Here is a 12,712-nt window from a genome sequence, read left to right as displayed (position 1 = left end):
TGCTATGCAACGCTAGTGGGTACGCGACATTAAAATTAAAGTAAAAATGCGACCGTGGATTCCCAAGGCCGTGTATGATTAACCGGATAAACGTAGAAGTTGAGGTGTGCCTTGTGATTGATTGGCGGCCAATACTAGTATCCCTTTTATAATCGTTGATTATTTTTCAGTGCAACTAGTTTGGCAATCATTTCAGCTTTACTCTTTTCTTCTTTGTGTCCTTCAAACAACCGTCCCATTATTTCTTGTTCCTCCTGAACTAATTTCCGCACTCTAATTCTCTCTTCTTGATCATAGCCATGCTCCTCCACAATATCATACCAATTCTTTATTTCTAGGTCAGGAAATTCTTTTTTTCCTCTCCCACCTTCTTGAAAACTATTATCGTTGGTTTTCATGAAAGGTATGCTAAAATGATCCGCATACAATGCTGATACAAATTCACCTTTGTCCTTTTCATGCGGAACATTTCTTAGTCCATGGGAAAATCTCAATTCTTTCAACGTTCGTTCAAGTACTTTTCGCTCCCCTAAGCTCAAGTGGTCCTCATGATTAATAACTAGAATTTGTCCTTCCTTTTTATACTCTCGGAATATTGTCGAGATAAACCTATATTTCCCCACTCCATCTTCCCACTTCACTATTTCCTGCTCAACTACATCGGCAAAAACTAGTTTCCCATGATTTTTAATTACTCTATGATGGAATTCACTTAAACAAAGACAGACCCAAATATCAGTGTCACATATCGGATATTCCAAAAAATTTTCATTCATAAGCTTTACTTATGCTTTCAATTAATACAAAAATCTCTTGAACGCCACTAGTTGATATTCGATCATCTTCTAAGTTTTGCTGGAGCTTATGATAAAAACTTTTTGGTACAGAAAAGTCATTTGTCGGTTGTACCAATTGCTCGTCCATCGCAAGACGATTAATAATTTGGAGCATCCGCTCTTTTTGTTTTAAACCGCCAATAGCCCATCTAGTTGATAAATCATTTCTATAATGAGGATATAGATTGACCAATCTTGTTAATAACGATGCATAACTAACCCTAAAATGATTTTGCATCATTATTAGTTCATCAATTTTTATGTATTTTAAATTACTTAATCTATTTTCCTGTAAATAATTCTCTATCTGATTTTCTGGCATAAGAATACAACCTGCAAAAAAATCTGCTTTTTGTTCCATTTCATCGTGTTCGGCTGCTCCTTGAAGACTTACCCCACCACCCTCGCCTGTATATGCATGATAGCACTCATGCCAAGCGGAGAAATACTGCCTTCCAAGTGTATGTGCACTATTAATAAAAACACAATCGAAGCCTGCTTTATTTATGTGGAATCCGGAAAGGTCATTGTGTGCTGGAAACCTTACTACAAAAAAACCCAATCGCTCCATTGTTTCAAACGTATCTTTGATGGGTGAATCACCATCAAGATAACTTTGCCTGAATTTCTCCGCGATTGGGATTACTTCTTTATATAATTCAACTTTTCGCTCTGTCGTTATGCTTCTATTCTGCGCCAAAAGAACACCTCTTTTACCTTACTCCTATTTTCTCTTGCATAATAATTTCGTCAAAGATTAAATTAGCCATTTCAATCGTTTTTATTATTTCTGCATTTCCCTTATTAGTAGTGCGAAAAGCAATCATACCCAAGTCATCGTTCTCTTCGGCAAGTAACTCTTCTTGTGTCATGTTTAAGACCAAGCCAATTAAAGCAAAACTTTTAGTATTTAGGGCTCTTGATCCATTTTCAATACTTTCCCATAACGATAAATCTATACCAATGTTAGTGGCGGCTTCAGGAATAGTTAGTCCCCTTGAAATACGTTCTTTTTTCAACATACTTCCCAACTCATACCGTGTATATTTCGGACGAGCGGTGGGGTACGTACGGATTGCGTCCAATATCGTAGACATAAGATCCTCCCCTTTCTTTTAACACTCCTAAGTATACAAAATAACGGAGCGATTTGCAAAAATAATTCAATTTCAATGTCGGAATAGATATCTGCCATTTTCAAAGTACAGAAAATAATCAAAGTATATAATTGCACGAGTGAGTCAATAAATTTTCACTTGTGACGTTTCCATACCTGTTATATCTGTTCAATTAGGGGATGTTAAAAGGTATTTGTTATAACAACTCTGCAATCAGTCTACCACTCACCTTACAGACCAATCCAGAGCCGTTTTATTAACTAAACATTCTTCACGACGTCATTTCCAATGCTTTTCCTCGTAACAATGCTCGCAGCCATCATATTCAGTCGGAAAAAGGACAGTATAATCTTTATCCGTGTCTAGTCGATTATTAGTTGAAATTAAATTAATATTACACTCCCCAATTGTGTCCACAGTTCGGTGTACCTCTTTATTAGGACCTGTATTGACAATAAATTTATACATAATGTATCACCACCTTTTATAGCTTATTTCTACAATTAAAGTGAATTCCCCTCTTTTTCTCTAATTTTGTATAAGTAAATACAACAATATGTCGAATCCACTTTAATTAAAAAGGTTCATGTGTAAGACACTAAGCAAAGAAATTCACACACCCAAGTAAATATACAAAAAGATTCAGATATAAGTGTAATTGAATGATTAAATTGTATTATTAGGCTAGTTGTACAATCAAGTTAGCCAGTTAAATTAAAACAAAAAAATGCCATTATAAAATTTCGTGTATCATTGAAGTTGCGAGACTAACAATGAGAGGAAGTTTTATAATGGCACACACCGAGAATACCATACAAAACCGTAAAAATAAACACCTATCTCCTTTTGAACGTGGTCAAATTGCTGCGCTACACAAGGCAGGCCACTCCAATCGAGACATCGCTAGACGTTTAGGCCGTGTTCACCAAACGATTGCCAATGAACTCAAGCGTGGAACAACGATGCAACTTAAGACGGGCCGTACACCATACACAGCTTATTTCGCTGAAACAGGACAGACCGTGTATGAACGAAACAGAATGAACTGCGGCGCCAAATGTAAGCTGCTTGTGGCTACTGAATTTATTGATTTTGCTTGTGAAAAGATCGTTAATGATGGCTGGTCCCCTGATGCTGTAGTTGGCTTTACCTCCACACAAACGGATTGGAAAGACAAGCCAACGGTGTCCATGAAAACCCTTTATAACTATATCGATTTGGACTTATTAAGCGTTCGAAACATTGACTTGCCGATGAAAACAAGACTAAATACGAAGACCAAACGCGTCCGGAAAAACCGTCGTGTTTTGGGGACAAGTATCGCTGAACGTCCTCTTGAAGTTGAAGATAGAGCTGAATTCGGTCACTGGGAAATTGATACCGTTGAAGGAAAAAAGTCAGATGATAATGCATTACTGACGCTTGTTGAACGTAAAACAAGAAACTATTATGCTATCCTACTTGACGATCAAGATCATGATTCAGTTGACTACACTATGAACCAATTACAACAAGATTTTGGTGAACTGTTCCCACAAGTATTTAAGACAATTACCTCTGATAATGGGAGTGAGTTTTCCAACCTAGAAGCGAGTTTAAAAGATGTCACAGATGTCTATTTCGCACGCCCCTACGCTCCATATGAAAGAGGTTCAAATGAGCGCCACAACGGTCTTCTCAGAAGATATATTCCTAAAGGAAAGGCGATTTCTGATTACTCAACAGAAGCTATCCAACGGATTTATCGGACGTTAAATAATTTGCCGAGAAGGATTCTGGACTATCAACAACCAGCAGTTCTTTTTGAACAAGAGTTAGCTAAATTAGCTTAGTATTTCAGATATAAGTTCAAGGTCAAAACAGCTTTTTAAGGGTAGGGGGAAATAGTCTCCATTCATATATACACTGGATTTTATCTAGGTGGCTAACTTATTGTTGCAATTTACCAATTGTATTATTATACGATTGTAGTGAATTAACGTAATAACGTCATGCACAGTGGACGCGAAAATTAACGCACACGATATAATTACACCATTGATAAGTACCAATCCAACGTATGTTCCACTTCACTTTTAACCAATTCAATGAAATCGTCGTATATACCCGTAGTATGCGCTTTGTCCAGAGCATCATAATAAGATAGCCGGTTTTCTGTCTTGATGACAATTGGAGGGAACCCATCTTTCATTAAGTCTAAATTGAGTAATAATCTAGATGCCCGGCCGTTTCCGTCGATGAATGGATGAATGCCAACGAAAATGATATGCAGCCTAGCAGCACGCTCAATCGGATGCAAAGACTCCGCCTCGCCATCATGCAAAGATATAAGTTCTTCCATCTTCTCTTTTATGAGGAACGGTTCAGGCGGGACATGTTCTGCACCCGAGATATAGACTTGCTGGTCGCGGTATCTGCCCGCGTATGCATCGTCAATTCCTTTTAATATGAGCCTATGTAAGTTCTTAATTTGCCATTCGGAAAACGACTCATTATTCGCTACTATTTCTTCTACATATAGTATCGCATCCCGATGGTTAATCACTTCAAGATGCTCCCGCATTGTTTTACCGCCGACTGTAATCCCTTCGAGAACGACTTTTGTTTCTTTTAGTGTCAAAGTGTTTCCTTCTATCGCGTTCGAGTTATACGTCCACTCAAGTAGCAACTTCTCCCTTAAACTCTTCAACGTATAGGTCGGCAAAGGACGTTTTCCTTCCAGTAATTGTTTTTTACGATCGATTTCCTGAAACATATCCGTGCCTCCTTTTCATAGTGTATTTGCATGACTAGAGTCTTTTTCTTTCTCCAATCATACCACGTATAAGTACATACTTTCTCAAAAACACCTGTGGAAGATACCATGTTGACGGTTCATATCTCACCTTGAATAGACTGGAAATAACCAGCCATTTACGAACTTGGCTGGTTTCCATTTTCACTTAATATAATTGTAGTATATTTTAGAGTAATCAGCGCACAGATATCTAACACTAGTTCACAAATACAGTATTTCGAGCTTTCCAATCTTCTAATTTAATAACCCATAAATCCCTAGTGTGATGAGAGTGAAGAACCACCATTTAATCCAATTGCCAAATAAGCCGACTGCCGATCCATTGAACTGCATACGTCTTCCTTCAATGACTGTATGATTTATTTTCCAACCATAAATCATTGTGATTGACCAAGGATAACAAATTCCTAAAGTACATACAGTAACTAGTGTTCCTAGAACGCTCCATCCAATGTATTGGAGAAGTCCCCCATCAAAATATGAAGTTTTCCCTTTTCTCACTTCCATAGCTGATAGCGGATTAACTCGAATATGTGTTGTCATTAAAACCCCTCCTATTTCTCCTACTATTCTCATTATCCGAAGTGAGAGTAGTAGCTATATTCATTGAGTATCCAAGTATAGTCGCTAGTAGTTGATTTCCAGAAAATCCATAAAAATTCTCTTTTCAGCTCCTTTGTAAAAAGAGATCCTTCAATTATTTGATTTCTGCTAACGTATACATTCGATCTTGTAGACCAAAATCTTGAAGTAAGACTGCTCGTCCATCTTCAACTAGGATATCCATATAAAATACACATAAGGGATACAGTTTCGTTCGTCCTGTTAAAAAACGCTCAGTTGAGTGTCCTGCATTGTGCAATTCCTCAGCGATTACCATACTGCTACTGCAACCACTCTCTAGCATCCCAATGACAAATGCTTTCTCCGATTCTTTCAAATCGAAAGGGCCGATTGGTCTTGTATCATTAGTAAAATCCAATTCCCCGAAAAGGTTTATCGATGTCCTTTCATATTCTGAAATAGGCATTCTTTGTGGGGGCAAACTTCTCCATTCTTGCCGTTGCGCTTCATTTACACGACGGATTAGTTGTTCTTCTCCTCGCTTCGATAGTGGCAATCCGTCATTGAGTGTACTTCGCAATTCGTCAGGTAGCTCCAAAGACTCTGGTATTTCAAAAGTTAGACGCCAGTTTTCTTTAAGTCTTTGTTCAACTTCTTCAATCTCACGATCTGCAGCATTCAAATACTTCCCTATTCCCCGAATCGCTTGATCAGAAAACCCGGTTTCCGCCTGCAGATGATGAATGCCAAAGTTATGTATCTCTGCGGTTAAGCGATTAGTCACTGTGTATTGATAGCGTAGAACTTTTCCGCAATCACACTTTAATGCACCAATCTCCCTCCACCTAGGACCTGCATCTTGAAAATTAGTCATATCCACTCACCGATTGCATCACGATACTCAGCAAGAGCCAGTTGAAAAGCTTCTATTTTCTTTTTCTTTTGGAAACCCAAAAGCATTTTCATTTGTACTTCAGTTAATTCTTCTGTAACTAATGCAACTTCCATTAATTCCACACCCCCCAGTATAGTTTAATTTTATTATATTTTAACTATACCAATAGTTAAGATATAACCCACTGCCAAATTATCAATAATTCATCATTTTCAATAAATTCATTTGTTAATAACTGAAATTAAAACAACAGTGAAAAAACTATTTCAAAAGGTTGCCTTCTTTTCTATGCAATTATCATTTCCCCGAATTGTCGCATGAAAAACTTTTTTCACATAATTGTCCCCTAAACCTCAACTTTCTTCTATATAAAGAATAAAGGGGATATTCTTTATGACAACTTACCTTTCTGAGTACGCACACTTCACAAACAAAAACGATTTAGACGCAGCAACAAGACAACATGTACTCACAAATTGGAATGCTATGAACCAAACAGAGCGGACTGTTCTTGATATGATCCGTCGTTACTCCTTCAAATACGGTGCTGCACATTTGAAACACGAAACAATTGAAAAGGCCATTAAGAAATCCAACGCAACTGTACGACGCGCCATTCGCAAATTAGAAAAGCTCGAAATCATCGAACGCATTCACTATATCCGCCCTGTCATGAGCGGTCTAGGCGCCAACATTTACGTCATTAAACCTACTAATGACCAGTCGAAAATGAACAGGCCGAAGAGTGATGAAAAGCCTACTGTCAGTAAGGTTGAACCCGCTAAACCGCAAAACGAAGCTTTTCTTTCTAAAGCGATAAATACTAAAGACCTTAAAAGAACGCCTCCTCCGGAAATTGTGCCTACAACACTTTTTGGTAAAATGAAAACGCTTCTTTCTTCAACAATCGGAGCAAGTAAATTAGCACGTAATTTTTACGGCGTCTACCGAAAACAGTCCCTGCAAATGTTAAAATTCGGCATTCACGAAGACAAAGGGGAGCTTTTCGAGCAATTAGCCATACAAGCACTTCGTATTTCGATTCAAACAACCAAATCGAAAAAAGTCCGGAATCTGCCCGGCTATTATTCAGGAGTTTTGCGCGAACTGATTGGAAAAGCTCTATTCAGCGACGCTTTCATGGATTATGATGTTGCCGTTGAGGGGTTTTTCCATCGATGAAATTATTGTGTGGGTGCCAATGCAACAGAAAACACCCAAAAGTTCATACAAAGCTGCACTGTAAGACGGTGCAATATGCGCCATCGACAACGGCAAATTCATCCCAAGAGGAAGTGCAAATTGCACCCTCTAGAGAAGGCAAAATGCACCTAGCAATAACCAAAGAGTATAAGAGTATTAAAAAAGAACTTGTCGAGTACGATCTCGACGTTGTGTCTGTCATTGATTATTTGAATGACAAAGCTTAGAAGCAATTTAAAGCGTCTTCGAAGGCGACTGCGCGATTGGTGAAAGGGCGTTTCAGTGAATGGTACACAGTTAGCGGATTGCAAAAAGGTCTTTGACACGAAGGCTAAGAATTAGCTGGATGATCCACATTGGCAGAAGTATTTACTCCCTTCCACGTTATACAATGCGACGAATTTCGAGAACTATTTGGAAGAATCGAGGGTCAGTGACTTGCCTGATAGCAGTTCGCCAAAGCCACTCGAATTAGACTTTAGCGAAGGGGAGGCGTAACGTGACGCTGTGCATGACTCAATGGCAAACAATCCACATCTCTTGATACGTATTCAGAGTACTAAGATTCTCACATGAATATCTGATTCCACTTTTACTATGGCTGTTTTCGTATAGATTGTTGCTTTTTAGACCAGGCTGTTAAAAGGTTGATACAATATGGTTAAGGAGGCGTTCAAGTATGTGGACAGATGTATATGAAGACTTCAGCGATTTAACCAAATCAGAGCAATTGGCGTTGTTTGAAGCAGTGAAGCAGGATTTGTTCCCTGAAGAACCAGATAAAATTACTAAACTGCTCAAGAGCATTCGGGAAGCACGTTTTGCTTCTGGTTTGGGTTGCGTGCATTGTGGGAGTACATCAGTCAAACGTAATGGCAAATATCGCTCAAGACAACGGTACCTATGTAGTGATTGCGGGAAATCGTTTAACGATATGACTAACACGCCATTTTCGGGCTCACATTATCCTGAGAAGTGGGTCCAATACATCGAACTGATGGTAGAAGGCTTCACACTACCGAAAATCGCTAAACGCCTGCAAATTCATATCTCTACGGCATTTTACTGGAGACATAAAATCTTGAACGCATTGGGAAGCCAAGGTTTTAATCAACTACAAGGCATCGTTGAAAGTGACGAAACATTTTTTCGGGAGTCTATGAAAGGTAATGAAATAACCCATAGAATAGCGAAGAAACGTGGAGAGAAAGACGAAAAACGGGGGATTTCCAACCTCAAAATTGCTGTTGTAGTTGCACAAGACCGAACTGGAAACGTAATAGCTCGTATAGCGGGTAGAGGTCGCCCAAGAGCCGAAGAAATCGACACTGTGATAGGTGAATACATTCACCCTTCCGCCTTGCTGTGTACAGATACAGCTACGAACTACAAGAAGTTTGCCAAGCTAAAGGGACTCAAACACGAAACGGTAAATGAACGACAAAAGCAACGTGTTAAGAAAGGAATTTATCACATACAGCACGTCAACAACTTTCACAATCGTTGAAAGGCTTGGATGGTGCGTTTTCAAGGGGTTGCCACTAAATATCTGGATAACTACCTTTACTGGTTCCGTTGGCTTGAAATAGGCAAACAAATAGCATTCAAGAACGAGTCAAAAAAATGCTTGTTTCTGCTTGTCGAAAGTCAAATCACTTTACAGTAGAGATGTTAAGATGTCCTTAAAGGTTAATTATTAGGTTCATATTTGTTGCTTCCAGGAAGTTTCTTGGTTTTATTCCAGGCTTCGATTGCTTCTGCACGACTTTTACCTTGATTTTTCGGGTCAGCAAAAAAGTCACGAGTGAATTGATTGTATTCAAATTGAGGTGCAATTTTCTTCTTGAATGTGGGGTCTTTCTTTCGTTCTTCTTCCTCATTCCAAGCACCTACAACATCACGATATGTTTTTCCTACATTACTTTTAAAGTAGTTTTGGATATACGTTGAAAAATGAAATTTTGGAATAACCGTCTCAAAAAAGGCTCTCACATCTTGACTACAACTATGGTTTTCTGTAATGACTGTATTAAGACTTAAATCTACTTGTGGTTTTATATTTTTGATTATACTTGATTTTCTTATAGGTCTTTTTATCTCACCTGTTTGAAGATATGCTTCAATGCTATCTGAAATTTCTATTTTAGAACCAGAAGCACTAATTCCATTTTCTCTGCAAAATTCTTGCAATTCTTCTTTTAACCAATAGAAATCTTTAAAACTCTGGACACTAATATCTTTTGTTAGATTAGGTCTCAACAAAATCACCTCCAAATATACTTAATCACATTATAGAACGATTGTTTCGAAAATCAAAATAATAATAATAATAATAATAATAATAATAATAACCAATAACAACAAACTTTACGAAAACAGCCTTTACTATTATGCAATTGCAGTGTATTCACCGAATACCTCCTTGCACAGCATTTGATGTGAAATTATTCAGGCTTAAATGAGGGCCTACTAGCATCCGTAATTAGTGGAGTATCGGATATAGCTGTCGTTCCAGAGAACTGAATTCAGTCTTCAATGTATCCAGTTCTCCATTCAACCTCTCAATTTCAATTGCTGAAAGTGTATGTGCCAAAGCGTACTCAGCTATCCTTTTCATTTCATGCAACTTAACGTTCATCTCATCCAAGATCCGAACCTGTTCAACAGTCCATTGAAGTTGTTGTTCCAGGTGGTTCTTCTGTTCTTGTTGTGCATGGTCCATCTTGTTGCCTCCTAGTTAGCAGCTACTTAGGACATATTAAAAACTGGAATTTTTAGTAGCCTTATATAGCTAGATGTTTTACAGATTTCATTGGCACAGCCGCTTTATCAGTATCGCGTTAGACGCTACTACCAAGGCTAAATCGTGCCTCTACTTTTTTTATAGTGTATTACGTTTTTATACCTTTTATATCGGTTCAATTATGAGTTATTGAATTAGTTATTTGATACAATGGGAATAAACGTTTGCAATCTAGGAGGTGGGTTATAGGATGAACGAATCAGGGAGATTTCATAATTACATCTGTGGTAAGTTGTTGGGGGACGGCTGCATTACGAAGCAGGACGGAAGAAAACCTCGCTTTCAGTTTATGCACCGAACAGAGGATGTTGGATGGGCAGAATACTGCTATGATCACTTGAAAAACTTCATACCTCTATCTCCCCCGACCTATCGGAAAGTGATGGATTTGCGAATCAAAAAGGGCTATTCTGAAAGCTATATCGTGCAATCACGGACAGATGAAGTGATTACGAATTTGTATAAGAAATGGTATCCAAACGGGAGAAAGGTCCTTCCTTTCGACTTTATTGAAATGCATTTAGATGAACGAGCATTGGCGTGGTGGTACCAGGATGATGGCCATTTAAAGGTAGTCAACGGAACTGTTAATAAAATCATCTTATCGACTGATAGTTTTTCTAACGAAGAAAATAACCGGTTGATTCGATTGCTTTTTGATAAATTCAACCTGCGTTTTGTAATGGACGGACAAAATCGTATTCTACTCTATGACCAGTTTCAAATCATCTATTTCCTCTACCTTGTTTCACCCTGGTTGGAAGAATCAATGAACAGAAAAGCTTTGCCTGCACAACCTCTCAGACCGATTGCAAAGCGAACTACAATTTACTTGCCGGCAAATTTCAAGTTATTAAAGCCCACGTCTGAAATCAATCTGAAACTGGATAAGCTAGACACCTTGTTTGCCAATTCCAAGAAAGAGGTCTGTATCCACACTACTTTTTCAACATTCAATCCGTTATTAGCGCAAAGAGAAAACGCGAATAGTTACCAGATTATCATTGATGAAAATCATAGACAAACACTTGCGAGAATTCGACAGCAAACTGGGTTGACGATTAGTCAACTAACAAACTATTGCTTTAGTATCTGAAAAATGCAATCTGAAGTTTCCCAGACCGCGTTTTGTTAAGCAGATTAATGTAGAAGTTGAAGTACGCCCGTGGTTGTTCGTTTGTTTGTTAGTTTAGTGTGTGGTGCTTCTGCACGAAACTTTCATGTTAATTTCAGCAAACATGAAAGTTTCATGGAAGGAACAACTCAGAATTGTGTTTGAATTGCGTGGTGCACATCGCTTTTTAATTCGAAATTCATCCATGGATAGTTAAAGCAATAATGACATCTCTAGTTAGCTCTAAAACAGTTTTATTATCATGTATGAATTTTTCATCCATTGAAAAACTCGGTATATCATTCTTAAAATAATCATTTCTATATGTTTCGTATGTTGATCTAGTTTTATATATAATCGCTATCTCTTCCTCCAAAAAGTAATTTGCCAATTCCAGATTAGTAATATTAATTTCCTCTGGTAGTCTACTCATTATTTCTGAGTATTTTTGAGTAGAAAGCATATTACTTAGGTTTCTTTCAATAGCATTGATTTGCTTTATAACATCTCTCTTGAGTTGTTGCCGGATATTCTGCTTTTGCTCCTCCTGCATCTCCAACATCATTTTTGAAATGCTTGCACTTTCTTCTGCCGCCCTTGTTGCTCCTTCAGCTGCATTTGCGGATTGTTTATTAGCTTGCCAAATAAAATAACTAAATACTCCAGTAACAATAACTCCACATATAGATACAACTAAATGCGCTATTTCCATCACACTCTTTCCCCCCGTTAAATTTATTATAAACAAATCTATGCTCATCCCTTAGTTCTATATTTTTCATAATTATAATTTGAGTTGAAAACTATTTTTATCGAATACTTCGTCCTTTCTTAATCCACTGAAAATGCCAAACTAGAATTATAATTTCATTTAATACAATAAACGAATTCCCCTTTTAGTAGCGATTTCATTATTCACAATTCTTGATTTAAGATAGTCATGAAACAATATTACTAATTTCAATTATGAAAAAAACGCGGCCAGAATTTCTCGGCCCGCGTTTTTTTAACCAGATTAACGCAGAAGTTGAAGTGCGCCTTGTTGTTGGTCGGCCTGCTGTGCCGCTATGTCTTTCGAGCATATAATAGACTATATCTTCACTCTCTAATTTCTTAGTAGGGGGCGGGCACATTGGATTTGCTATGCTGATGGACATTGTTCACCTATGGATTTCGTCATCATTATTTAGTTGACTCGTACTACATTCCAACCGCGATTTGATCGTCTTACAGCTTAGTACTGTATGCGCTGTTCTGTGGACCTCTTTATTCGGACTGAGAGTGTAAAATATCTTGTGTAAATGAATAAATGCAAAAAGGAAGACCTTTTCTTGGTAGAATTAAGTCACCACAACCAATCCTAGAAAAGAGGCCTTCCCTAT

At 37.9% G+C, this 12,712-nt stretch carries 14 protein-coding genes and 2 pseudogenes; 5 read left to right on the top strand and 11 right to left on the bottom strand.

Features of this window, described 5'->3' with window-relative positions; translation table 11 throughout:
* Window positions 1-146: 146 nt before the first annotated feature.
* From I2484_RS14075 to I2484_RS14060, 4 genes are all read right to left on the bottom strand, one after another.
* Window positions 147-776, bottom strand: a complete 630-nt coding sequence (locus I2484_RS14075) for a hypothetical protein (RefSeq protein ID WP_207151674.1) — start codon at window positions 774-776, stop codon at window positions 147-149.
* The gene (locus I2484_RS14070) at window positions 769-1,536 is read right to left on the bottom strand and encodes an ImmA/IrrE family metallo-endopeptidase (RefSeq protein WP_207151673.1); all 768 of its coding nucleotides are present in this window, start codon (window positions 1,534-1,536) and stop codon (window positions 769-771) included. Before I2484_RS14070 ends, I2484_RS14075 begins: the two co-directional genes overlap by 8 nt.
* A 13-nt stretch (window positions 1,537-1,549) precedes the next feature.
* Window positions 1,550-1,858: a helix-turn-helix domain-containing protein gene (locus I2484_RS14065; RefSeq protein ID WP_255551426.1), complete on the bottom strand. Its 309-nt coding sequence runs from the start codon at window positions 1,856-1,858 to the stop codon at window positions 1,550-1,552.
* A gap of 375 nt (window positions 1,859-2,233) precedes the next feature.
* Complete coding sequence (locus tag I2484_RS14060) at window positions 2,234-2,422, bottom strand: hypothetical protein (protein WP_207151671.1); 189 nt, start codon at window positions 2,420-2,422, stop codon at window positions 2,234-2,236.
* Window positions 2,423-2,742: 320 nt separating this feature from the next.
* Here I2484_RS14060 and I2484_RS14055 point away from each other — a divergent pair, with 320 nt between their 5' ends.
* Complete coding sequence (locus I2484_RS14055; RefSeq protein ID WP_481886411.1) at window positions 2,743-3,786, top strand: IS30 family transposase; 1,044 nt, start codon at window positions 2,743-2,745, stop codon at window positions 3,784-3,786.
* A gap of 197 nt (window positions 3,787-3,983) precedes the next feature.
* Here the strand turns inward: I2484_RS14055 and I2484_RS14050 are convergent, their stop codons facing one another.
* The 4 genes and pseudogenes from I2484_RS14050 to I2484_RS14035 all read right to left on the bottom strand — a co-directional run bounded on the left by I2484_RS14050 (window position 3,984) and on the right by I2484_RS14035 (window position 6,323).
* Window positions 3,984-4,709 (bottom strand): Fic family protein, encoded by a 726-nt coding sequence (locus tag I2484_RS14050; RefSeq protein WP_207151669.1) that lies wholly within the window; start codon window positions 4,707-4,709, stop codon window positions 3,984-3,986.
* A 238-nt stretch (window positions 4,710-4,947) separates the two neighbouring features.
* Window positions 4,948-5,294 (bottom strand): annotated as a pseudogene (locus tag I2484_RS14045) (hypothetical protein).
* A 154-nt stretch (window positions 5,295-5,448) separates the two neighbouring features.
* Window positions 5,449-6,189 carry a DUF3895 domain-containing protein gene (locus tag I2484_RS14040; protein WP_207151668.1) on the bottom strand — a complete coding sequence of 247 codons (741 nt, stop codon included), beginning with the start codon at window positions 6,187-6,189 and terminating at the stop codon, window positions 5,449-5,451.
* Complete coding sequence (locus I2484_RS14035; protein WP_207151667.1) at window positions 6,186-6,323, bottom strand: hypothetical protein; 138 nt, start codon at window positions 6,321-6,323, stop codon at window positions 6,186-6,188. Before I2484_RS14035 ends, I2484_RS14040 begins: the two co-directional genes overlap by 4 nt.
* 280 nt (window positions 6,324-6,603) lie before the next feature.
* On the opposite strand from I2484_RS14035, the gene I2484_RS14030 reads away from it, so the two are divergent.
* The 3 genes and pseudogenes from I2484_RS14030 to I2484_RS14015 all read left to right on the top strand — a co-directional run bounded on the left by I2484_RS14030 (window position 6,604) and on the right by I2484_RS14015 (window position 9,099).
* Entirely contained in the window at window positions 6,604-7,392 is a 789-nt protein-coding gene (locus I2484_RS14030) for a helix-turn-helix domain-containing protein (protein WP_207151666.1), read from the top strand.
* A complete protein-coding gene (locus I2484_RS14025) occupies window positions 7,389-7,640 on the top strand; it encodes a hypothetical protein (RefSeq protein WP_207151665.1) in 252 nt (83 codons plus the stop codon). Before I2484_RS14030 ends, I2484_RS14025 begins: the two co-directional genes overlap by 4 nt.
* 452 nt (window positions 7,641-8,092) lie before the next feature.
* Window positions 8,093-9,099 (top strand): annotated as a pseudogene (locus I2484_RS14015) (IS1595 family transposase).
* Between the two features lie 3 nt (window positions 9,100-9,102).
* On the opposite strand, the gene I2484_RS14010 reads toward I2484_RS14015, so the two are convergent.
* Both I2484_RS14010 and I2484_RS14005 read right to left on the bottom strand, forming a co-directional pair.
* Window positions 9,103-9,672 (bottom strand): DUF6434 domain-containing protein, encoded by a 570-nt coding sequence (locus I2484_RS14010; RefSeq protein ID WP_207151664.1) that lies wholly within the window; start codon window positions 9,670-9,672, stop codon window positions 9,103-9,105.
* 223 nt (window positions 9,673-9,895) lie between these two features.
* Window positions 9,896-10,135: a hypothetical protein gene (locus I2484_RS14005; protein ID WP_207151663.1), complete on the bottom strand. Its 240-nt coding sequence runs from the start codon at window positions 10,133-10,135 to the stop codon at window positions 9,896-9,898.
* A gap of 271 nt (window positions 10,136-10,406) precedes the next feature.
* Between I2484_RS14005 and I2484_RS14000 the strand changes: the two genes are divergently transcribed.
* Window positions 10,407-11,312 carry an endonuclease gene (locus I2484_RS14000; RefSeq protein WP_207151662.1) on the top strand — a complete coding sequence of 302 codons (906 nt, stop codon included), beginning with the start codon at window positions 10,407-10,409 and terminating at the stop codon, window positions 11,310-11,312.
* A 217-nt stretch (window positions 11,313-11,529) separates the two neighbouring features.
* Here I2484_RS14000 and I2484_RS13995 read toward each other — a convergent pair whose 3' ends face one another.
* On the bottom strand, window positions 11,530-12,045 hold the full coding sequence (locus I2484_RS13995; RefSeq protein ID WP_207151661.1) for a hypothetical protein: 516 nt from the start codon (window positions 12,043-12,045) through the stop codon (window positions 11,530-11,532).
* Window positions 12,046-12,712 lie beyond the last annotated feature (667 nt).

This window comes from Sporosarcina sp. E16_8 (assembly GCF_017347095.1).
In the GTDB taxonomy this organism is placed as follows: Bacteria; Bacillota; Bacilli; order Bacillales_A; family Planococcaceae; genus Sporosarcina.
This window is presented reverse-complemented; position numbering and strand designations above follow the sequence as displayed.

Coding starts and splice junctions, on each gene's coding strand:
- I2484_RS14075 (WP_207151674.1), bottom strand. CDS start 776: ATGAATGAAAATTTTTTGGAATATCCGATATGTGACACTGATATTTGG.
- I2484_RS14065 (WP_255551426.1), bottom strand. CDS start 1,858: ATGTTGAAAAAAGAACGTATTTCAAGGGGACTAACTATTCCTGAAGCC.
- I2484_RS14060 (WP_207151671.1), bottom strand. CDS start 2,422: ATGTATAAATTTATTGTCAATACAGGTCCTAATAAAGAGGTACACCGA.
- I2484_RS14050 (WP_207151669.1), bottom strand. CDS start 4,709: ATGTTTCAGGAAATCGATCGTAAAAAACAATTACTGGAAGGAAAACGT.
- I2484_RS14040 (WP_207151668.1), bottom strand. CDS start 6,189: ATGACTAATTTTCAAGATGCAGGTCCTAGGTGGAGGGAGATTGGTGCA.
- I2484_RS14035 (WP_207151667.1), bottom strand. CDS start 6,323: ATGGAAGTTGCATTAGTTACAGAAGAATTAACTGAAGTACAAATGAAA.
- I2484_RS14030 (WP_207151666.1), top strand. CDS start 6,604: ATGACAACTTACCTTTCTGAGTACGCACACTTCACAAACAAAAACGAT.
- I2484_RS14025 (WP_207151665.1), top strand. CDS start 7,389: ATGAAATTATTGTGTGGGTGCCAATGCAACAGAAAACACCCAAAAGTT.
- I2484_RS14005 (WP_207151663.1), bottom strand. CDS start 10,135: ATGGACCATGCACAACAAGAACAGAAGAACCACCTGGAACAACAACTT.
- I2484_RS14000 (WP_207151662.1), top strand. CDS start 10,407: ATGAACGAATCAGGGAGATTTCATAATTACATCTGTGGTAAGTTGTTG.